Source organism: Vibrio harveyi (assembly GCF_030060435.1).
Taxonomy (GTDB): domain Bacteria; phylum Pseudomonadota; class Gammaproteobacteria; order Enterobacterales; family Vibrionaceae; genus Vibrio; species Vibrio harveyi.
On the sequence record NZ_CP125875.1, the window covers coordinates 2,278,821 to 2,298,210 of the forward strand.

A 19,390-nucleotide genomic window follows, 5' to 3' on the forward strand; every position below is an offset into this window, starting at 1 on the left:
TATCAAGAAGTGTCTTAAGCATTCAAAATCGTTATGAATTACATGCTCTCGATTTTCTGCTTCACCTGCAGTACTTTGTCTGCGTAATTTGGATCGGTTGCGTAACCTGCACTATGGATACCACGAATAAATAATTCCGAATCACCTTTCTGTTGAAGAGCGGTTTCGTAGCGCGGATTTTCATTCAAGAAACGCACATAATCATTAAAGCTGTCTTGGTAGTTAGAGTAAGAGCGGAATGCTGCAGTCTCTTTCACTGGCGTATTGTCATGGAATTCCAAGGTTTGAGTCGTTACCTTATCACCCTGCCAGCTTCTGTCCGCTTTGATGTTGAATAAGTTGTTGCTGCTACCACGCGCATTCTTCACCACCTTTTGCCCCCAGCCTGTTTCTAGCGCGGCTTGAGCAAGCAGTAATGACGGCTCGACACCCAGTGCTTTTGCTGCGCGATCAGCGTAAGGCTTCATCGAGTTAACGAAGGATTCTGGTGTATCAAAACGTGACGGCTCTGAACCAGGACGAGACAGCTGACCCGATTCAATCAAGCGCTGCTCAATCTCGCGCGCTTTTTTAGGGTCTACACGACGATATTCCACAGCATTGTTTGCCGCATCGCGCATTGCTGTTTCACTCTTGTCATCGCCCTGGCCTACCGTCAACTGCTTAACAATCATGTCAGCTAGCCCCATTGAACCTGAAGCACTCAGTTCACTTGCCATTTGTTCATCAAGCATTTGGCGGTAGAACTTTTCGTTCTGACTATTCATGAAGTTCGATTCGAAGCCTTCATTCGCCTCACGCATTGATTTCAGCATCATCGACGTAAAGATAGATTCAAACTGACGAGCGGCCGCACGCAGTGCTTCATGCTCGCCGTCTTTGCCTTCTTTTACGGCTTTCTGACGCAGCGTATCAAGGGAGCTGATGTCGTGAATAAAGCCGATATCGTTAGGATTGTTCACCATGGTTTGCCTCCTAATCGATTAGATGATGATCAACTGGCCTTCAATGGCACCAGCTTGTTTTAATGCTTGCAGAATCGCCATTAAATCAGAAGGTGCTGCACCAACTTCATTAACCGCACGAACGAGATCATCCAGTGTCAAACCCGGTTCAAACTTGAACATCTTGCCTTTTTCTTCACTCACTTCGATATCAGAATCCGGCACGACAACCGTTTGACCACCAGAGAAGCTGTTCGGCTGACTAACGTTAAGGTTTTCTTTGATTGCGACTGTCATACCACCATGCGTTACGGCCGCTGGTTTAAGACGGACATGCTTACCGACCACGATAGTGCCAGTGCGAGAGTTAACAATGATCTTTGCTGCGCCATCTGCCGGGTCAAACTCTAGGTTCTCAATTGCCGATAGGAATGCAACGCGTTGGCTGATGTCTCGTGGAGCACGAACACGCACAGACGTGGCATCGACAGCACTTGCCATCTGAGGACCAAGGAAGTTGTTTACCGCATCAGCCATACGCTGCGCAGTCGTGAAATCAGAATCCAGTAGGTTAAATGTGATGTAGTCGCCACGCCCAAATGGGTTTGGGATTTCACGCTCTACTGTTGCACCGCTAGAGATAAGACCGACCGTCGGGTTGTTACCAACGATTTTTGAGCCGTCGGCACCTTCTGCACTGAAACCACTGACAACAAGATTACCTTGAGCAACGGCATAAACTTGTCCATCTAGACCTTTTAGGAAAGTTTGTAACAAGGTACCGCCACGTAAACTTTTCGCGCTACCGATTGAAGAAACCGTCACGTCAACTTGCTGACCCGGTTTCGAAAACGCAGGTAGTTCAGCCGTTACCATTACTGCGGCAACGTTTTTGATCTTTGGCTTTGTGCCCGGCGGCATCTGAATGCCGAAGTTTTGCAGCATTGCCGCGAAGCTTTGTTCTGTAAACGGATTGGATTCACCCGTTCCTGGTAAGCCCGAAACCAAGCCATAACCCACGAGTTGGTTACTACGCACACCAGCCACCTGCGCGACGTCTTTGATACGTGCAGCATGGGCTGTGGTTGCGAACAGTGCAACGCTCATCAGTGCTAATAGGATTCTTTTCATGCTTACTTAATCTCTTGCAGTCAAATTGCCGTCAATGCGGCGTTTTATAGGGCTACATTAAAGAATCGTGCCAAGAAACCAGGCTCTTGCATATCTTGTGGTAGACCCGTGCCAGAGTATTGAATTCTTGCGTTAGATACGCGATTTGACGCAATAGTATTGTCGAAGTTGATGTCATCAGGACGAATTGTGCCGCTCAGGCGAATGTACTCGTCACCCGTATTTAGCGTCATCCACTTTTCGCCACGGATCACTAGGTTGCCGTTTGCCAGCACCTCAATCACTTCCACCGTAATGTAACCGCTGATGCTGTTACTCTGTTTCGCCGAAGAATCGCCAGCAAACGTGTTGGTGTTGTTCAAATCGTAAGAGAAGTTGTACTTACCGCCCACTTGCAGCTCTTGACCACCCACCGACAGCGGTTCCATCTTCGCGTCGTTGGTTTTCGATAGATCCGCATTTGCACTCTTAGTCGCACGAGTCGTCTCATCGAGCGTCACGGTAATGATGTCACCAATGCCACGAGGTTTAGAGTCATCGTACAGGTCAGTAATGTGTTCTGCGCTAAACAAAGAGCCCGTTGCCGCCGCGTAATGCTCTGGCTTTTGCTTAGGATGAATCGGGGCCCATGCCGGATCGCCTGCTACTGGATCGCTTCTGCCACGCAGAGTATCAATGATGCCGCTGCTCTCGTCTTTCGACTTATCGCCTTCAACCGCATCAACCACTGTTGTTGCTTGGCTGACTTCATCTGTTTCGATAGGCTCTAGCATCGTACAGCCAGACATCGTAGCGATAAGTGCAAGTAGACAAATACGTTTCATCATTGGCTCCTAAATCCCGATTCTAGCGATTAAAGCTGCTGGTTAACGAAGCTCATCATCTTGTCGACAGATGAGATCACTTTTGAGTTCATTTCATACACACGCTGCGCTTCGATCATGTTGACCAACTCTTCAGTCACGTTCACGTTTGATGCTTCAAGCATGGATTGACGAATTTCGCCCAAACCATCAAGACCTGGGACACCTTCTTGTGGGTCACCGCTTGCGCCTGTTGGTAGGTAAAGGTTTTGACCGATTGGCTCTAGACCACCAGGGTTTACGAAATCGGTAATGGTTAACTGACCAACCACAACGTTGTTTTGCTCACCACGGATACGTACAGAGACTTCACCGTCAGTACCGACAGTAATCGAGATAGCATCTTCAGGAATCACGATCTCTGGCTCAACTGGGTAACCGGAGCCAGAGGTCACTAGCGTACCTTCGCCGTTTAGCGTGAACTGGCCGTTACGAGTGTAACCAATGTTGCCGTCTGGCAGTGTCACTTGGAAAAAGCCATCACCCTCTACCATCATATCGAGAGCGTTAGTTGTAGTTTGCGCGTTACCGTGCGTGTGCACTTTTTGTGTCGCAACCACTTTAGAGCCGGCACCCAGCATCAAACCACTTGGCAGTTCAGTGTTTTGAGACGATTGACCCCCAGGCTGGTTAATGTTTTGGTAGAAAAGATCTTCGAATACCGCGCGGCTTTTTTTGTAGCCCACGGTAGAGGCGTTCGCCAAGTTGTTCGAAATCGTTGCGATGTTGGTCTGCTGGGCATCTAGACCCGTTTTACTTACCCATAGTGCTGGATGCATTGTGAACCTCTAACTCTGTTAACTCATACGAAGCAATGAATCTGAAGATTTATCCATCTCTTCAGCGGTGCTCATCATCTTGACTTGCATTTCAAACTGACGCTGAAGGTCAATCAGAGCAGTCATTTCACCCACGGCATTTACGTTACTACCTTCAATTGCACCAGTTTGGATGCTGATAGTGCCGTCTGCTTCGTAAGGCTGGTTTGGAGTTTTATGGCGGAATAAGCCATTGGTATCTTTAAATAAGCTTTGATCGTCTGTGCGTACAAGCTTAATACGATCAACCACTTCTAATTCTTCGGCCGGCGCACCTTGAGGCAGTACAGAGATGGTGCCATCACGACCGATTTCGATTTTGGAGACTGGAATGGGTAACGTAATTGGCGCGTCGTTTTCGCCTAGTACCACATGACCACTAGCGTTTGTCAGTAAGCCATTTTGATCAACTTTTAGGTTACCGTTACGCGTCAAACCTTCTTTACCAGTTTGATCCATAACCGCAATCCAACCGCTGCCTTCCACTGTAATATCAAGATCGCGACCTGTAGTGATCACACTACCTTGCGCAAAGTTGTGCCCTGGACGTTCCGTCATGCTGAATACACGTGAAGGTAAACCTTCACCATAAGCTTGCATAGAACGAGCTTGTGCCAAGTCAGCACGGAAACCCGTTGTACTCACGTTTGCCAAGTTGTTGGCACGCAATTGCAGGGCCTGCATATTTTGCTTGGCGCCGCTCATTGCGAGAAACAGTGCGCGATCCATAAATTACTCCAAAAATTCTCTGTACGAAGGAGTAAAAGCAATAGTTATGCCAACACTAAAATAATGTTATTAATCAAAAGCTTGAATATGAAATGCAGTCTTTAAGATGGCAATTCAATGAGAATCAACCAAAAGAGAGGCAATGTTTTGATCCGCTTAGCGGCAATAGCGGCAAGCTGGAGATCAAAGCATGCCCAACCTGAATTGAGGTAATTTCAGGTTGAGCATCAGATGAATGTCATGATGTTATCAAACGAAGCGGCAAGCGCACGCAGCGTTTGATTAAACAGATTACCTAGTGAGCTATCAACTAGCGCTCTAGCGAATCTGCAGGATATTTTGTTGTAGCTGGTTATGTACTTCTAGCGCACGAGAGTTCGCTTGGAAGTTACGCTGAGCAGAGATCAGATCCACCAGCTCCTGAGTCATATCAATGTTTGATTGCTCTAGCATACCGTTGTTAATAGTACCGAAAGAGCCCTTGTTAGATTCACCCCAGATCTTGTCACCAGAGAACTGTGTTGAATCCCATTGAGTACCGCCTTTTTTATCCAAACCTTGCTCGTTAGGAACACGAACCAGCGCTACACGACCCAATGTTACGTTTTCACCGTTTGAGTAAGTACCCAACACGCTACCGTTCTCATCAAAGTCGACTTTGGTTAGGAAGCCTGTTGTCGCACCATCTTCATCGAACTTAGTTAGCTCAAATGGAGCGGCAAACTGTGTTGCTGAACCTAAACCAAAGTTAAGTGTTTGCGCAATGTCCGCACCGTTCAGATCAAGTGGTGTCGTGTTTGTCGCAGGATCGCCCAACGCTACCGATGTGATTGGCTGACCATTGTTTAGGCTCGCCAATGTACCGTCGTTGTTGAACTTCATTGTGTGACCAACATGACCCGTTGGCGTTGCCGCATCACCGTTTGCGATGTTCAATGGCTTCTCACCACCTTTATCTGTCACGGTGTAGTAGGTTTGCCACGTGTTCGGTTGAGTTTGGTCTTTCAAGTAGTACGTAGTTAACTTGTAAGACTGACCCATAGAGTCATAAATCGTCGAAGACGTAGAGCGGTTATATGTATCCGGGTCAGAAAAATCAAACTGAGTTGGATCTTTCAAATCACCGTTAGCAGGTAAGTTCACACCCACTTCAATGTTCGCTGTTTGCTTTGGCTTACCAAATTCTGCAGGAATATTGATTGGTTGTGGCTCGTAAGATGAAACCTCACCAGACTCTGGGTTTACTTGGTAACCAAGTAGGAACTCATCGTTCGCTGTTACCATGTAGTTGTCTTTGTTCAAATGGAATGCACCGTTACGTGTCATTTCATTTTGCTGTGGGATAAGACGATCTTTCGCTACCGCGAAGAAGCCCGTACCCGATACACGCAAATCCATTGGGTTATTGGTGTAAATGCTTGAACCTTCGTGGAACTGTTGCGCCACTTGGTTCGCTTGTGCACCGCCACCCGGAGTGGTTTTTGCGTTAGTGAACAAAGAGTTTGAGTACACATCGCTGAATTCCGCACGAGACTCTTTAAAGCCGTACGTGTTGGCGTTCGCAATGTTGTTACTGGTGGTGTTCAAATCCAGTTGAGCGGAGGACAAACCGCTTAAAGATACATATGACATTCCAAAATCTCCTAACCTGACGTGCTATTGATTACGCTTTGCCAACTTCCAAAACTTCTGCAAGTCGAACTGGCGATTCAAAGCCTGCCAGATTGAGTAATACGTTACCGTCACCCTTGCCTAGCAACACACTGTTCACGTTCGCGTAAGTAGATACTGGGAACTCTTGAGACTCCCCTTCTACCAAGCCAGACGCTTTCACATTGTATTTGCCAGCAGGCATCGGATTACCGTTTTCATCATTACCGTCCCAAAGTACACGAGTATCACCGGCTGGTTTCGCACCTACCTCAAAAGTACGCACCAGTTGGCCCGCTTCGTTTTCTACTCGGACAAATAAGTTGTCGATCGGTTGTGCTAGCTTAACCATTGCCGCCATTGCCGCATTGTCTTGCTTCACACCCGCCGCACCTGGGACCAATACGTCACGACCAACCAAAGAGGAAGCTTGTAACGCTTGGTTTGATGTCATTGACGAGTTTAAGCTCTCGAACTGAGAGTTCATCTTGCCAATACCATCTACGGTCGCAAATGACGCCATTTGCGCAATCATCTGGTCATTACTTACCGGCTTAAAAGGGTCCTGTTGAGACAATTGCTTAGTGAGCAAAGATAGGAAGTCTTCCTGTTTCAGGTCCTGCTTACCTGTACTCTCTTCAGTCTTCTTGTTCTCTTGTAGGCTTTTAAGCTGGTCGATATAGGACAAGCCGCTTTGACCAACGTTGTTAATTCCGGCCATACGCTACCCCCTTATCCTTATTGACCCATCTGCAGCGTACGCAGCAGCATTTGTTTACTAGAATCAGCCACTTGCACATTAGTTTGGTATGCGCGAGAAGCTGAAATCATGTTTGCCATTTCTTCCATTACATTCACGTTAGGCTTGTAGATGTAGCCTTCCTCGTTTGCAAGGGGATGGTCAGGGTTGTACTCCGCACTAAGCGGTTTATCGCTTTCTACAATACCCATCACTTTCACTGGCACCGTATCACCGCCACGCATGGCGTTACTTAACTCAGCACCAAACACAGCATGACGAGCCTTATAAGTGTCTTTCGCAGAACTGCTGACACTGTCGGCATTCGCCAAGTTGCTTGAGGTAGTATTCAGACGAACGGACTCAGCGCTCATTGCGGAACCTGTCACATTGAAAACGTTAAATAAGCTCATCTAAATTATTCCCCTTTGATTGCTTTGGTTAAGTTCTTGAATTTGCTGCCTAGAAAGTCGAGTGATGCTTGGTGTCTAATTTGGTTTTGCATAAACAAGTTACGCTCTAAATCCAAATCAACCGTGTTGCCATCGCCCGTATCTGGTTGCGTAGGTAGACGATATAGCTTGTCCCCGACCAACGTTGTAGTGGCAGGAATGTGCCGACCATCTGTGCGGCTAAGACCAATGCTTGCCCCAGATGTTGCCGCCTGCAATTCCTTGGCAAAGTCTAAACCTCTTGCTTTATAACCAGGCGTGTTTGCTTGCGCGATGTTGGTGGAAATCACCTCCGCGTTGCGCTCACGTACGCCCACCGTGTACTGGTGGATGCCTAGTGCGTTGTCAAAAGATATAGCCATGTTTGCCTCTACATTAAGAACTGACCGTAATTAATAACTAAAAAGCAATTAGCGTGCCAAAAATAGAACATGCCATTTTGCCGCTTCAGTTATCGACGTAATGGTTTGCAATAAGCAAGCCAATGTTATTGATGGAGTGTCATACGAATCGAGTAATGAGCTCGACTCTTTAAAAAATATACACCCTATGGTCGGGAGCAGGCAAAAATGGCGTGAGCTTTTAGAACAAGGGCGCGAAAAAGCGATGTAAGAATAAGAGACGTGAAAAAGACAAGGAAAAAGAAAATCGAATAAAAAAGAAAAGCCTGACACAAGGTCAGGCTTTGGAATGGGTTAAAGAGTCCGCTATTTTAACTTGTAAATAATGCCAGGGTTGCAGCGCACCATTTCAAATCGGTCAGTCAAACCTGTTAGCGATTCTGACGCACCAAGCAATAAGTAACCACCGGGGTTAAGGCTGTTTGCCATTTGGTTTAGTACTTTAGACTTCATCTCTGGCGAGAAGTAAATCAGTACATTGCGACAGAAGATGATGTCGAATTTGCCCATAAGTGCATAACTGTCCATCAAGTTCTGAGGACGGAAGTTCACTAGGCGTTTTACGTTGTCTTTCACTTTCATGCGGCCGTCTCCCGCATCTTCAAAGAAGGTGCGGCGACGCTCAGGAGAAAGACCACGTCCCAATGCTAGGTTGTCGTACAAACCCGCACGACACATATCCAACATGCTCGATGAGATGTCCGTAGCCGTAATCGATACGTTCGGAAGCAGTCCTGGTTTACGCTGTTGTGTTTCCAGAACAGTCATCGCCATTGAGTAAGGTTCTTGACCTGACGAGCTGGCTGCAGACCAAATTTTGATTGGTCGTTTGTTTGCCGCCATCTCCGGCAATAGTTTATCAGCTAATACCGTGAACGGATAAGTATCTCGGAACCACAATGTTTCGTTAGTCGTCATTGCATCAACAGCAGCAATACGCAGCTCACGATTGCGACCTGTCACGACATCACGCAGCAGATCCGACAAAGAAGCAAGCTTGAACTTAGTCACAAGCGGGCTCAGTCGACTACGCACTAGGTACTGTTTGCTGTCACCTAATACGATGCCACATTGTGATTCTAGAAAACGGCTAAAGTCACGATACTCTTGATCACTGATTGTAATAGCAGTCATTAATGTCTCTTTTATTGTGTTAAAGCAGATTTAACCGCGTTACCCAATTCGTCTGGGTTAAATTTCGCAATGAAGGTGTTCGCACCTACACGCTCAACCATGGCTTGGTTGAAGACGCCACTCAATGAGGAGTGAAGGATAACATAAAGGTTCTTCAAATCTGCATTTCTGCGAATTTCAGCTGTTAAGGTATAGCCGTCCATCTCTGGCATCTCGATATCCGAAATCACCAAGGAGATCTGATCGTAGATACTACCCTCTTGTGCCATTTCGATCAGCTTATTGTACGCTTCTTTACCATCTTTCACAGAGACAACTTCAAATCCGATAGAAGTAATTGCTCGTTCAACCTGTTTACGCGCAACCGTAGAGTCATCCGCAATCAAAATACGACGTACGATTGGCTTTTCTTGTTCTGCGACTGCAATTTCTTCACCGATGGTTGAATCCATGGTTTCATCTACTGGTGCGATCTCAGCCAAGATCTTCTCAACGTCCAGAATTTCAACTAGCTCGTTGTCGATGTTAGTGACTGCCGTTAGGTAGTGTGCTTTACCTGCGCCATCTGGCGGCGGCAAAATCGCTTCCCAGTGCATGTTAATGATACGCTCAACAGAAGATACCAAGAACGCCTGGATTGTTCGGTTGAACTCAGCGATCACAACAAAACACTTGTCGATATCAGTCGTCGGACGACCACCAATAGCCAAGCTTAAATCGATCACTGACACGGTATGGCCACGGATATGAGCGACACCTTTAACCAGCGGGTGTAGATTTGGCATCGAAGTCAGCTTAGGGCACTGAAGTACTTCTTTTACTTTGAATACGTTAATGCCGTAGCGCTGTCGACCCATCAATCGGAAAGTAAGTAGCTCCAATCGGTTTTGGCCGACGAGTTGCGTACGCTGATTCACCGAGTCAAGAATCCCCGTCATATGCTCATCTCCATCTCAAACTTTTTGTTTTTAAATGATACTCTACCACTGGCAGGCATAATACCAGAGAAACAGTATGGCGTATCATAATATGAATTCGACACCATTTACTATGACAATATGTAGAGCGTTATTTACAAAGTACGCTAAGTTTATCGGCATTTTGCTCAGTATGTTTAGCTTTTTTGTTCATTCAGCAACGGAAAGTCAAATTGAGCAAATCAGAACCGCCGCTGAACAGCACATTCTTAGCACGGTAGAGCAGCCAGCGGGAGGGAAATTAACAGTCAATGCGGCAAATATTGATCCACGTATCAAAGCCACGGATTGCCCAGAGCCACTGGAAACGTCTGCATCATCAACCAGTAGCACACGTAGCAACATCAACGTCTTAGTCGAGTGTCTGGCTGACAACTGGAAAGTTTATGTCCCAGTTAGGATCTCAGCGTCAGTGCCAATGATCGTTTCTACCCGCCAATTAGGTCGCGGCGAGATCATTAGCACTTCAGATGTCACCACATCAATGATCGAGCTTCAGCGTTTTCGCAAAGATGGCTTTACTAACTTTGAGCAAGTAGTTGGCGCAAAGTTAAAACGCAATGTTCGCTTGGGTGACGTGGTCGAACGTAACGATGTGTGCGTAGTTTGCCGAAATGAAAAAGTGACGATTCGAGCCGTAAAAGGCGGTATGACCATCACCACACAGGGTACGGCATTGCAAGATGGATCATCTGGTGATCAAGTAAGAGTGAAAAATGATAAGTCCCAACGTATAATAGAAGGAATTGTGACAGGTATTGCGGAAATCACCATCACCTTCTGAGGTAGGCTGGTGTACGGCAAATCGATCAATAAAAATGCAAAAAATCTCTAAAGTTATTTTGCGCTTGGTCGATAGTCTGGATACCAGTATTACGATACGAGTTTAAGGTTGAGATATGGCAGGTATAGATAATATACGTTCAGGTCAGATGATGACGACGACAAGTCGCGCTCCTGCACGTACTGATTCTAGTGCGACCAGCACAACAGAATCAAAGAAAGCGCCAGCACAACAAGACGCGGTATCATTAAGCCAACAAGGCAAAGCAGTCAGCAAACTCCAAAAGGATATGGCAGCTTCTCCGGCTTATGACAGCGCGAAAGTGGCGGCAATTAAAGAAGCAATTGCAAACGGTTCATACAAAGTTGACCCAGAAAAACTGGCTGACAATATGATTAAGTTTGAAAATGAATTGCAAGGCAACAGCTAACTGACTTAGGCCCAAGGTAAGTATTCATGGCAGCATTAGTCGATCTTGTAAACTTCCAACTAGAAAATGCAAAAGCACTTTCTGGTGTGTTACGTCAAGAAACACAGGCGATCAGCGCTCGTGTATCTACTGAGATCGAAAAACTCGCCAAGGAAAAGATGACACTCATTGGTCAACTAAGAACCACCGACCAGCGAATCGCCTCTCACCCGCACGTCAATCAACTTACCGAAGATGAAAACCTGAGTCAGGTTGTCGCTCAAATCCAATCTATCGTTCTCGATTGTCAGCAAGTAAACCAAATGAATGGTGAATCGCTCAATCGTGCCCAATCGAGTTTCAATAAACTCAACAACATGCTTCAACGCACGCACGGAAAGGTCGGCATGACTTACAACTCCGGCGGTAAAACTCACACCATCTCCACACTAGGCACCAACATCAAAGCCTAGCACTTTTCTTCTGTCCCTCAGTCTATTTAAACTGCCGTCTAACTACAGCAAGCTTATTAGCTTCACTCATTCCCAAAAAGTATCACGCATAAAAAAGCGACCAATTGTTGCCAATCAGCCGCTCAAAAAGATCATCTGTTTAGTGAAGATTGAATTAGAACAAGGTCTGCTGACGCTTCTCAGGCACCTGCTGCACTTCACCGTAGTCGCGCAATTTATCCATCTTACGGATATCCAAACGCAACTCTGTCACATAGCTGTCTTCAACTAAGTAACTGCGTACCACTTCTGCACCACGAATCACACCGTCTACGGCACCGCTTGTGCTTTCAATGCCTAAACGTTGGTCTTCCAACTGCGCACGACCACTTACACGCATGCCATATACTTGCTCGGCAAGTTCGCGGTACGCATCGATCTTAGATGCACGCATTGCACGAACGCGCTTCTCTTCCATTGTGCGACCGGTTTGCTCACTAACGCTTGCATAACCCACCGCCACTAAAATTTCGTCTTGACGCATCTGCTGCAGAGGCTGACAACCCACCAGCAATAAGGTCGCGATAATAAATAATAACTTCTTCATGTCTGTTTCCTACGGGCGGAGAATCACTGTGTATGGCTGACGGATGGTTGGGTCAGAACGAATCAACACACCATCTTGAGTACGGATGCTATTAAGCGTATCCAGATCACGACCGATACGGTCCGCAGGTAAGAAGCCTTGCGCCGTAGCAACAACAATACGGCTCTGCATACCGACAATGCGTGCGTTGACGAGGACACCGCCTTCTTGACGTAGCATTGTGCCCGTCAATACGTACTGGATCTCTTGCTCTTGTGCCAGATCTTGCCAATCTCGGCTCAGAGCGAAATCACCCTGTTGGGTTACTTGGATTGAACCTGTCGTTTTAAAGTCGACAACTTTAAAACCGCGGCGTTGGAACTGGTGGATAAACCCTTCCGATACTGAGTTACCCAACCAATTGGTTGAATCCATGTTTTGCAGGTCGACAAAAGAAGTAATCGCAACGGGCGTACGTGACGACACTGCAACGTTTGAAACCATCAACTCTTCAGTCATGCTTTCAATAAAGAAATCCATCGTATGGCGTGGACTGTCCATTAACATGAACTGACTGCCAGAGTACGGTTCTTTACCATTATAAATTGGTGAGTATGCGCACGATGTTAAAAGCGTCATCATCGATGCGGCAACAAGCCATCTTTTCATGGTTTGATTCTCCAGATAATCTTAGGTGTTACTGCTCTTTACTGACTTCATTTCTATAAAGTGCAATCTTGGAACAGTCTTTGCTTTTCTTCTGTTTGTCGAACGAAAGAAAGCTCACCAAACTTCACTGAAATTGGTAAAGCAATATTTATACCCGAACGGTTACAAACAATGAAAAAAATATTTTTTAGCCTTATATCAATCACTTTCATATTGATCCTACCATTTCGTGCGGTGGCATCTTGGTATGAAGTGACAGGCGTTGCCACGATCGTTTCTTCAGATGAAGCGGCAAGGCTACATGCGTTAGAGGACGCACTCTTTAAAGCCGTCAACTTTTCGGGTGCGGATATCGGTAGCATCAGTAACTTGATGCCACTGCTAGAAGAAAGCCGTAAAGAGTACCAATTCACGAACCATGAAGTACGTTACATCTTGGTAGAATCTGAACGTAAACGTGGCGGCAAGATGGAAATGAGGATCCGAGTGGACATCTATCCGTCGGCAACGGGTTGCCACGTGAATCAATACAAGAAGACGGTATTAGTCGGCAATATTGATGTTGCCTCTCCGCAGCAAGCGGTGATGGGACAGATCTACAACGTGGGCAATGATTTTAGCCACGTCGTCAACCGCCAGTTAGATCAAACATCGCGCAGCTTTGTTTCTGTCGGCACCACAGACTATTCGATCTCAGCGAAGTCACCAGAACGCACCCAGATGATTGCTCAAGATAATGGCGCTCAGTACATCATCGGTGGTGTGATTACAGACTTAACGGCAACCATTGATGCCAAACTACTCCAAGATGATGTGATCAACCGTCAGTTTGCACTAGAGATGAAAGTCTTTGATGGCAAAACAGGTCACGAGGTCTACCACAAAAACTATCGTGAAGTGGCACACTGGCCTTTTGCAAAAACCAGTCAAGTAGATACTCGTAGCGCACGTTTCTGGGCATCGACTTACGGTGAGATGATGCTGCGTGTGAGCCGCAATATCATGCTAGACCTAGAATCAGAGCTGTCTTGTAAGATCACACTTCCTGAAGTCGTTGCAGTATTTGGCAATACCGTAACCATGGATCTTGGTCGTATGCACGGCGTAAAAGAAGGCGACCAGCTACAACTTTGGCACACGGCGTCGTTCATCGATCAAAATGGCTTACCGCGTAACAAGGTGTCTCAGAGTGAAATTACCCTAACGGTTTCTCGTGTTTACGAACACGAAGCGGAGCTCACGATTGACCAGCCAAACCTTGCGTCTAGCGTGCAAATTGGCGACGTAATGAACAAGATGTTGTAGATGCACGTATAAAGCATTGCCATATGCCTGCTTTTGAATATCATAGGCAACGCATCTTATTTGATTACGCCCCCATGGCACAGCTGGATAGCGCAGTCCCCTCCTAAGGGACAGGTCGTAGGTTCGAATCCTACTGGGGGCGCCACATAGATCAACGCCTTAGCTATAACTTTAGCTAAGGCGTTTTTGTTTGTATCCACAAAATGCCCATGCATTGAGCTTGATGCCCCGAATTCTCCCAATAAGCAAACCTTACTCAAGGTAAAACTGAGCCATCCATTCTTTTAAGTCTTCATAACTCATTTCATATTCTTTTTTGAAGGCGATCTTTGCTTGTCAAAACGTTAATAAACGATTGTATGATGACGCCTTGCCTTTATCGACTACTCTTAGCAGACAAACTTTTTGCCGGCTTTGAGGGAGTGCCTAACTCAAGAATTCTGTCTTGATTTAGATGTATCAGAAAAGATTCAATACTCATGCTATTTACAGTTTTGTATTTTATTACTTTAATTATCTATGAGTTTTGCTTACCCTTTTAGCTATTAACAAAACTATTAGTTAGCACTATGTCTAAGAGCAATTTAATTACAAACACTGGACACCGCTTCATCTCGAAGGGCAAAACGGCCTTCAAGATTCATATCCACACACCGGATGACACGGTTTTACACCGCTCCGTAGGTTTCGTTCGCATTGGAGAAAAGAAAGGGCTTAAAAAGGCTATCAAGCTGCGTAACGAGCTTGGACGGGAGATGTGGGGTAAATTTTGGCGTCGTCTGCTGAAAGACCCTTATTTAATGACCAGACTGCCGCATAGCGTCGAACCAAAGATTGTCCATAAGCCTAACCCTACCCTAGAGGATCCTGATAATAGAGACACCTGCTACATTGCGAAATGGCGTGAGTTTAACGATGCTGGCGAGTACAAATATAAAACGGTCGTGCGCTCTATTAACAAGTACGGCAAACTGGCCGCCTATATGCAAACAAAGAAAGCGTTGCTGGATGCACACAAAGATAACCTGGAAATCCTGACGTTTATGGGGCGTCTCAACAGCATTGACCTCAAGTGACCTTTATTCCTTCCTTTCATTGAGTGTTCTTCGCTGATAAACAGATATACCCAAGTAACCTCGAGATGCAGGGTTCAGCGAGAATGACTTGTTTTGTAGACGCGGCGACGATTTAAAGGTCTAGTGGACCTAAATCAAGAATCGACAACAAAGTATACAAGCCAAGGTTCTTGCTATTTGCAAAGAGTACCCTTTGGGAGTGTGTCATTGACTCGCGTTTTTATTAAACTAATGGCTGCGTCAAACAACTTGGAATGAGCAGGTACGCTACGTTGTTTTCCTTGCTTGCTTTAGGTAAATAGGGAATCAATGACAACGCTCTGAATCCGGAATCTTAAAGTCACTTGGGTATATAAAAAAACCCCAAAAGAGCGAACTCTTTGGGGCTTTTCGTATCTAGCTTTCTAACGGTTAGTGTTAGATTTCGCGATTATTGTTGAACTTGGTATTCAAACTCAGGAACAACGATTTCTACGCGACGGTTTTGCTCACGACCTTCACGAGTGTCGTTTGAAGCGATAGGGTTGTTTTCACCTTCACCACGAGCGTGAATGCGAGAAGCATCGATACCTTTCTCTACAAGAGCATTTGCTACAGATTCAGCACGCTTCTCAGAAACTTTTAGGTTGTATGCCGCTGGACCAGAAGTATCTGTGTAGCCAATTACATCAACGTTTGCTTGTGGGTACTCGTTTAGGAACGCTACTAGGTCGTCTAGTTTTTCTGCGCTCGCAGGTTTAAGCGTTGTGCTGTTTAGCGCAAAGCTACCTGTACCGATTGTTTGAGTTTCGAAAGTTTTCGTTACAACAACTGGTGCAACAACTTCTTCTACTACTACTTCTTCAACTACTGGCTCTTCTTCAACAACCACTTCGTCTTGACCGCCAAACTTGAATGACACACCTAGAGTTGCTGTGTTACCCATTGCTTTTACTGAATCGTTGTTGATGTCTGTGATTGTTTGGTATTCCGCACGTGCTGTTACGTTTTGGCTAACGTTGAACTCAAGACCAGCCGCACCTAGGTAAGAGTAATCGTCTTTACCGTCGTTCATCATTAGGTATGCGCCACCAACTTTACCGTAAAGAGCGATGTCTTCAGTGATTGGTAGGCTAAATTTAGGAGCAAGAGTGATTGCTTCAACGTGACCGCCGAAAGAAGTTTGGTCAAAATCACCAAGGTTGTCGAAGCCTGCTTCTACTGAGAAGTAGTCATTCATTTCGTAACCAACAAAAGCACCTAGAGTAGAGCCATCTTTGTCACAAGCTTGACCAGCTACACAAGCGTCTTCCATCCAAGACTTACCCATCTTACCGCCCACGTACACTTCTGCGTGTGCTGCTGAAGCCATAAGTAAAGAAGCTGAAATTACCGCTGCTAGTTTTTTCATTATTGATTCCTCTAAAAGAAGTTCTCTTGTTCGTAACGAAATGCGCCGCCTGACTGACGTTGTATTTCAATTCTTTTATTCAAATCCTTTGATTTTGATACCGAAGTAACTTCCGCAATTTTGCATAAAAGTTACTTGGGTATGGATCCTGACCAGTGATGCATATTGCTGCTTCACTGACGGCGAGCACTATAACTCCAAGAAACCCCAAGACAAATCCCAAAACTGTCAATTTAATGTCATCGAAAAGCATGACTTTATGTGATCTAGAGCACTCAAATACGAGTGATAGCAATGACGCAAACGTTTGCGTGATATTTCAAAATAAAATAAGTAAAGCAAATTAACTTCTCATTAATGAGACGATATTTAAGGAACTTTATGGATTTTGGTGCTAAGTCAGAGAGATATTTTGTATTGAAAGGTCAAAAAAACATTCGTCGAGGATATATTTGGATAAGTAAAACTTATTAATTTTTCGAACTATTGTTGGGAAAACATACAGATTTCGACGTCATTTATGTTGAGTTAAGATGTTTTCTTAACGTCAGGCACAAAAAAGCCGCGAAATATATCGCGGCTTTCTGATTATTTATTCAAGTAATTATGCGTTTGCTTCGCGCTCAGCGATGAACTCAAGAGCCATTTTGATACGTGCAACACAACGCTCTTTGCCAATCAGTTCCATTACTGCGTCTACAGAAGGAGACTGACCGCCACCTGTTACTGCAACACGCAGTGGCATACCGATTTTGCCCATGCCGATTTCTAGCTCTTCGCACACAGCTGCGATAACACCATCTTTGATGTTCGCTGTCGTCCACTCAGTCAGTGCTTCAGCTTTCGCTAGAGCAAGCTCTAGAGGCTCTTTAGCTACGCCGCGTAAATGCTTCTTCGCTGCGCCCGCTTCAAACTCAGAGAAATCTTCGTAGAAGTAACGAATCTGCTCAGCTAGCTCAACAAGCGTGTTGCAACGCTCACCAACAAGCTTGATCACTTCCGTGATAGCTGGACCATTAGTTACGTCTAGTTTTTGTTGATCTAGGTGCCATTGTAGGTGCTGTGCAACGTACGCTGGATCTGAGTTTTTGATGTAGTGGTTGTTCAACCATTGCAGTTTGTCAGTGTTGAATGCAGACGCTGACTTAGATACTGCGTTTAGGCTAAATAGGTTGATCATCTCTTCTTGAGTGAAGATTTCTTGATCACCATGAGACCAACCAAGACGCACTAGGTAGTTGTTTAGCGCAGCAGGTAGGTAACCCATATCGCGGTACTGCATTACAGATACTGCACCGTGACGCTTAGACAGTTTCGCGCCGTCATCACCTAGGATCATTGCACAGTGCGCAAATGTTGGTACTGGCGCACCTAGCGCTTCGTAGATGTTGATCTGACGAGGCGTGTTGTTGATGTGGTCTTCACCACGAACAACGTGAGTGATACCCATATCCCAGTCGTCAACCACAACACAGAAGTTGTACGTTGGAGAGCCGTCAGTACGACGAATGATCAGATCATCCATTTGGTCGTTGCGGATTTCAATGCGACCACGAATTTGGTCATCAAATACTACGCTGCCTTCTTTCGGGTTACGGAAACGGATAACACATGGATCGCCATCTTTTGCCGCTTCGTTTGCCGCTTTGATTTTTGGATGGTTAGCATCGTAGCGAGGCATTTCTTTGTTTGCTTCTTGCTCTGCACGAACTTCGTCTAGCAGTTCTTTAGACGCGTAACATTTGTATGCTTTGTCTTCTTCTAGAAGCTTATCAACCATCTCGTTGTAACGATCAAAACGTTGAGTTTGGAAATAAGGGCCTTCGTTCCACTCAAGACCTAGCCATTCCATGCCTTCTAGGATCGCATCAACCGCTTCCTGAGAGTTACGCTCAAGGTCAGTATCTTCGATACGTAGAACGAATTCACCACCTTGGTTTTTAGCGTATAGCCAAGAGTAAAGTGCAGTACGAGCACCACCAACGTGTAGGTAGCCAGTTGGGCTAGGAGCAAAACGAGTTTTAACCGTCATTTGAGTTCCTTAGGGATAATGAGCAACGAGAAGGCTCTCGTTGTAATGTCAAGGATAAAAGTGGCGACATTTTACCACCGTAAGTCAATACTACAATCCTTCCTTGTGGTTTAACGCCAGAAATAAAAACGGGCAGCCACCGAACACGGTGCTGCCCTTTGATTTATCTCTTAAGTACAATTGTTGCTAGATAACTACTATCGCTATAGAAAGCCTATATAAAAGAAGAAAACCAGATTACTTTAGGTTACGCATTGCCCATTGCATGAACTCTTGCTGCTCTTCACGGCTTAGGTCGTTGAACGACTCTTTCAGTGTTTTTGTTACCGCTGGAGAAGCTGCAATGCTCGCTTTTGTCGTTTGCTTGTTCATTGCTTGGTTGTAGTCAGCGACTTCACGTTCGTAGTCACGGAAACCTTGTAAACCACCTTTGCGAAGTTGAACCATTGAGAACTCAACGTCTTTGCCGTTCGCATCTTTTAGCGTCAGTTTAGGGTCCATTTCAAAAGCCTTGGCTTCTTCAATAGTGCGGAACTTGTTGTATGTAAGCGTAAGCTCAGCATCTTTAGGTGCATCAAATTCAAGTAAAAGCGGCTGTGAATCAAACTTACGACGCTTGCCATCTTCAAACACAATTTGACCAACATTTACAGCAAGTTGGTTTGCACCATCTTCAACTTTGATGCTGTTGTTGTCAGAGATCCACTCAGGGTAGACGAACTCACTGTTGAGAACGCGAGGAACCAATTCCGCTTGCAGAGTCAGTTGAGCAGCAAATGCAGGCGCAGAAAGGATTGCGCAAAGTCCTAATAGTGTGGTTGTTTTTTTCATCATGGTTTTCTCGTTTTA

21 protein-coding genes and 1 tRNA gene are annotated in these 19,390 nt (G+C 45.6%); 6 read left to right on the forward strand and 16 right to left on the reverse strand.

Features of this window, described 5'->3' with window-relative positions:
• Positions 1 to 38: 38 nt before the first annotated feature.
• From flgJ to QMY49_RS10855, 11 genes are all read right to left on the reverse strand, one after another.
• Positions 39 to 965: a flagellar assembly peptidoglycan hydrolase FlgJ gene (gene flgJ, locus QMY49_RS10805; protein ID WP_283311469.1), complete on the reverse strand. Its 927-nt coding sequence runs from the start codon at positions 963 to 965 to the stop codon at positions 39 to 41.
• Between the two features lie 18 nt (positions 966 to 983).
• Positions 984 to 2,075 (reverse strand): flagellar basal body P-ring protein FlgI, encoded by a 1,092-nt coding sequence (locus QMY49_RS10810; protein WP_253650692.1) that lies wholly within the window; start codon positions 2,073 to 2,075, stop codon positions 984 to 986.
• Between the two features lie 44 nt (positions 2,076 to 2,119).
• Positions 2,120 to 2,899: a flagellar basal body L-ring protein FlgH gene (gene flgH, locus QMY49_RS10815; protein WP_005449195.1), complete on the reverse strand. Its 780-nt coding sequence runs from the start codon at positions 2,897 to 2,899 to the stop codon at positions 2,120 to 2,122.
• A gap of 29 nt (positions 2,900 to 2,928) precedes the next feature.
• The gene (gene flgG / locus QMY49_RS10820) at positions 2,929 to 3,717 is read right to left on the reverse strand and encodes a flagellar basal-body rod protein FlgG (protein ID WP_005449197.1); all 789 of its coding nucleotides are present in this window, start codon (positions 3,715 to 3,717) and stop codon (positions 2,929 to 2,931) included.
• A gap of 18 nt (positions 3,718 to 3,735) precedes the next feature.
• Positions 3,736 to 4,485, reverse strand: a complete 750-nt coding sequence (locus tag QMY49_RS10825) for a flagellar basal body rod protein FlgF (RefSeq protein ID WP_005449199.1) — start codon at positions 4,483 to 4,485, stop codon at positions 3,736 to 3,738.
• A 318-nt stretch (positions 4,486 to 4,803) separates the two neighbouring features.
• Complete coding sequence (gene flgE / locus QMY49_RS10830; protein ID WP_005449201.1) at positions 4,804 to 6,117, reverse strand: flagellar hook protein FlgE; 1,314 nt, start codon at positions 6,115 to 6,117, stop codon at positions 4,804 to 4,806.
• 31 nt (positions 6,118 to 6,148) lie between these two features.
• Positions 6,149 to 6,856 (reverse strand): flagellar hook assembly protein FlgD, encoded by a 708-nt coding sequence (flgD, locus tag QMY49_RS10835; RefSeq protein ID WP_005449203.1) that lies wholly within the window; start codon positions 6,854 to 6,856, stop codon positions 6,149 to 6,151.
• Positions 6,857 to 6,873: 17 nt separating this feature from the next.
• Positions 6,874 to 7,287, reverse strand: coding sequence for a flagellar basal body rod protein FlgC (flgC, locus tag QMY49_RS10840; RefSeq protein ID WP_005393132.1), 414 nt, complete (start codon positions 7,285 to 7,287; stop codon positions 6,874 to 6,876).
• Between the two features lie 5 nt (positions 7,288 to 7,292).
• Positions 7,293 to 7,688 carry a flagellar basal body rod protein FlgB gene (gene flgB, locus QMY49_RS10845; protein WP_005449205.1) on the reverse strand — a complete coding sequence of 132 codons (396 nt, stop codon included), beginning with the start codon at positions 7,686 to 7,688 and terminating at the stop codon, positions 7,293 to 7,295.
• Between the two features lie 345 nt (positions 7,689 to 8,033).
• Positions 8,034 to 8,861, reverse strand: a complete 828-nt coding sequence (locus QMY49_RS10850; protein ID WP_009696835.1) for a protein-glutamate O-methyltransferase — start codon at positions 8,859 to 8,861, stop codon at positions 8,034 to 8,036.
• Between the two features lie 11 nt (positions 8,862 to 8,872).
• Positions 8,873 to 9,799: a chemotaxis protein CheV gene (locus tag QMY49_RS10855; RefSeq protein ID WP_005449208.1), complete on the reverse strand. Its 927-nt coding sequence runs from the start codon at positions 9,797 to 9,799 to the stop codon at positions 8,873 to 8,875.
• Between the two features lie 76 nt (positions 9,800 to 9,875).
• Here QMY49_RS10855 and flgA point away from each other — a divergent pair, with 76 nt between their 5' ends.
• From flgA to QMY49_RS10870, 3 genes are all read left to right on the forward strand, one after another.
• Positions 9,876 to 10,622, forward strand: coding sequence for a flagellar basal body P-ring formation chaperone FlgA (flgA, locus tag QMY49_RS10860; protein WP_029789160.1), 747 nt, complete (start codon positions 9,876 to 9,878; stop codon positions 10,620 to 10,622).
• Between the two features lie 115 nt (positions 10,623 to 10,737).
• Positions 10,738 to 11,052: a flagellar biosynthesis anti-sigma factor FlgM gene (gene flgM / locus QMY49_RS10865; RefSeq protein ID WP_017818937.1), complete on the forward strand. Its 315-nt coding sequence runs from the start codon at positions 10,738 to 10,740 to the stop codon at positions 11,050 to 11,052.
• A gap of 26 nt (positions 11,053 to 11,078) precedes the next feature.
• On the forward strand, positions 11,079 to 11,504 hold the full coding sequence (locus QMY49_RS10870) for a flagella synthesis protein FlgN (RefSeq protein WP_005449212.1): 426 nt from the start codon (positions 11,079 to 11,081) through the stop codon (positions 11,502 to 11,504).
• Positions 11,505 to 11,658: 154 nt separating this feature from the next.
• Here QMY49_RS10870 and flgP read toward each other — a convergent pair whose 3' ends face one another.
• Positions 11,659 to 12,090, reverse strand: a complete 432-nt coding sequence (gene flgP, locus QMY49_RS10875) for a flagellar assembly lipoprotein FlgP (protein WP_049535671.1) — start codon at positions 12,088 to 12,090, stop codon at positions 11,659 to 11,661.
• Between the two features lie 9 nt (positions 12,091 to 12,099).
• Complete coding sequence (locus tag QMY49_RS10880; protein ID WP_005449216.1) at positions 12,100 to 12,738, reverse strand: FlgO family outer membrane protein; 639 nt, start codon at positions 12,736 to 12,738, stop codon at positions 12,100 to 12,102.
• Between the two features lie 171 nt (positions 12,739 to 12,909).
• Between QMY49_RS10880 and QMY49_RS10885 the strand changes: the two genes are divergently transcribed.
• The 3 genes from QMY49_RS10885 to QMY49_RS10895 all read left to right on the forward strand — a co-directional run bounded on the left by QMY49_RS10885 (position 12,910) and on the right by QMY49_RS10895 (position 15,119).
• Positions 12,910 to 14,043 carry a flagellar assembly protein FlgT gene (locus QMY49_RS10885; RefSeq protein ID WP_017188417.1) on the forward strand — a complete coding sequence of 378 codons (1,134 nt, stop codon included), beginning with the start codon at positions 12,910 to 12,912 and terminating at the stop codon, positions 14,041 to 14,043.
• Between the two features lie 68 nt (positions 14,044 to 14,111).
• Positions 14,112 to 14,188: transfer RNA gene (locus QMY49_RS10890), tRNA-Arg, on the forward strand.
• A 424-nt stretch (positions 14,189 to 14,612) separates the two neighbouring features.
• A complete protein-coding gene (locus tag QMY49_RS10895) occupies positions 14,613 to 15,119 on the forward strand; it encodes a hypothetical protein (protein ID WP_005449220.1) in 507 nt (168 codons plus the stop codon).
• A gap of 430 nt (positions 15,120 to 15,549) precedes the next feature.
• Here the strand turns inward: QMY49_RS10895 and QMY49_RS10900 are convergent, their stop codons facing one another.
• The 3 genes from QMY49_RS10900 to QMY49_RS10910 all read right to left on the reverse strand — a co-directional run bounded on the left by QMY49_RS10900 (position 15,550) and on the right by QMY49_RS10910 (position 19,375).
• On the reverse strand, positions 15,550 to 16,509 hold the full coding sequence (locus tag QMY49_RS10900) for an OmpA family protein (protein ID WP_152163628.1): 960 nt from the start codon (positions 16,507 to 16,509) through the stop codon (positions 15,550 to 15,552).
• Between the two features lie 604 nt (positions 16,510 to 17,113).
• Positions 17,114 to 18,541: a glutamate--tRNA ligase gene (gene gltX / locus QMY49_RS10905; RefSeq protein WP_005449225.1), complete on the reverse strand. Its 1,428-nt coding sequence runs from the start codon at positions 18,539 to 18,541 to the stop codon at positions 17,114 to 17,116.
• A gap of 237 nt (positions 18,542 to 18,778) precedes the next feature.
• Positions 18,779 to 19,375, reverse strand: coding sequence for a YccT family protein (locus tag QMY49_RS10910; protein ID WP_017818936.1), 597 nt, complete (start codon positions 19,373 to 19,375; stop codon positions 18,779 to 18,781).
• Positions 19,376 to 19,390 lie beyond the last annotated feature (15 nt).

Coding starts and splice junctions, on each gene's coding strand:
- QMY49_RS10910 (WP_017818936.1), bottom strand. CDS start 19,375: ATGATGAAAAAAACAACCACACTATTAGGACTTTGCGCAATCCTTTCT.
- QMY49_RS10850 (WP_009696835.1), bottom strand. CDS start 8,861: ATGACTGCTATTACAATCAGTGATCAAGAGTATCGTGACTTTAGCCGT.
- QMY49_RS10810 (WP_253650692.1), bottom strand. CDS start 2,075: ATGAAAAGAATCCTATTAGCACTGATGAGCGTTGCACTGTTCGCAACC.
- flgJ (WP_283311469.1), bottom strand. CDS start 965: ATGGTGAACAATCCTAACGATATCGGCTTTATTCACGACATCAGCTCC.
- flgP (WP_049535671.1), bottom strand. CDS start 12,090: ATGAAGAAGTTATTATTTATTATCGCGACCTTATTGCTGGTGGGTTGT.
- gltX (WP_005449225.1), bottom strand. CDS start 18,541: ATGACGGTTAAAACTCGTTTTGCTCCTAGCCCAACTGGCTACCTACAC.
- QMY49_RS10885 (WP_017188417.1), top strand. CDS start 12,910: ATGAAAAAAATATTTTTTAGCCTTATATCAATCACTTTCATATTGATC.
- flgH (WP_005449195.1), bottom strand. CDS start 2,899: ATGAAACGTATTTGTCTACTTGCACTTATCGCTACGATGTCTGGCTGT.
- flgB (WP_005449205.1), bottom strand. CDS start 7,688: ATGGCTATATCTTTTGACAACGCACTAGGCATCCACCAGTACACGGTG.
- flgM (WP_017818937.1), top strand. CDS start 10,738: ATGGCAGGTATAGATAATATACGTTCAGGTCAGATGATGACGACGACA.
- QMY49_RS10825 (WP_005449199.1), bottom strand. CDS start 4,485: ATGGATCGCGCACTGTTTCTCGCAATGAGCGGCGCCAAGCAAAATATG.
- QMY49_RS10895 (WP_005449220.1), top strand. CDS start 14,613: ATGTCTAAGAGCAATTTAATTACAAACACTGGACACCGCTTCATCTCG.
- QMY49_RS10880 (WP_005449216.1), bottom strand. CDS start 12,738: ATGAAAAGATGGCTTGTTGCCGCATCGATGATGACGCTTTTAACATCG.
- flgA (WP_029789160.1), top strand. CDS start 9,876: ATGGCGTATCATAATATGAATTCGACACCATTTACTATGACAATATGT.
- QMY49_RS10870 (WP_005449212.1), top strand. CDS start 11,079: ATGGCAGCATTAGTCGATCTTGTAAACTTCCAACTAGAAAATGCAAAA.
- flgD (WP_005449203.1), bottom strand. CDS start 6,856: ATGGCCGGAATTAACAACGTTGGTCAAAGCGGCTTGTCCTATATCGAC.
- QMY49_RS10855 (WP_005449208.1), bottom strand. CDS start 9,799: ATGACGGGGATTCTTGACTCGGTGAATCAGCGTACGCAACTCGTCGGC.
- flgE (WP_005449201.1), bottom strand. CDS start 6,117: ATGTCATATGTATCTTTAAGCGGTTTGTCCTCCGCTCAACTGGATTTG.
- flgC (WP_005393132.1), bottom strand. CDS start 7,287: ATGAGCTTATTTAACGTTTTCAATGTGACAGGTTCCGCAATGAGCGCT.
- QMY49_RS10900 (WP_152163628.1), bottom strand. CDS start 16,509: ATGAAAAAACTAGCAGCGGTAATTTCAGCTTCTTTACTTATGGCTTCA.
- flgG (WP_005449197.1), bottom strand. CDS start 3,717: ATGCATCCAGCACTATGGGTAAGTAAAACGGGTCTAGATGCCCAGCAG.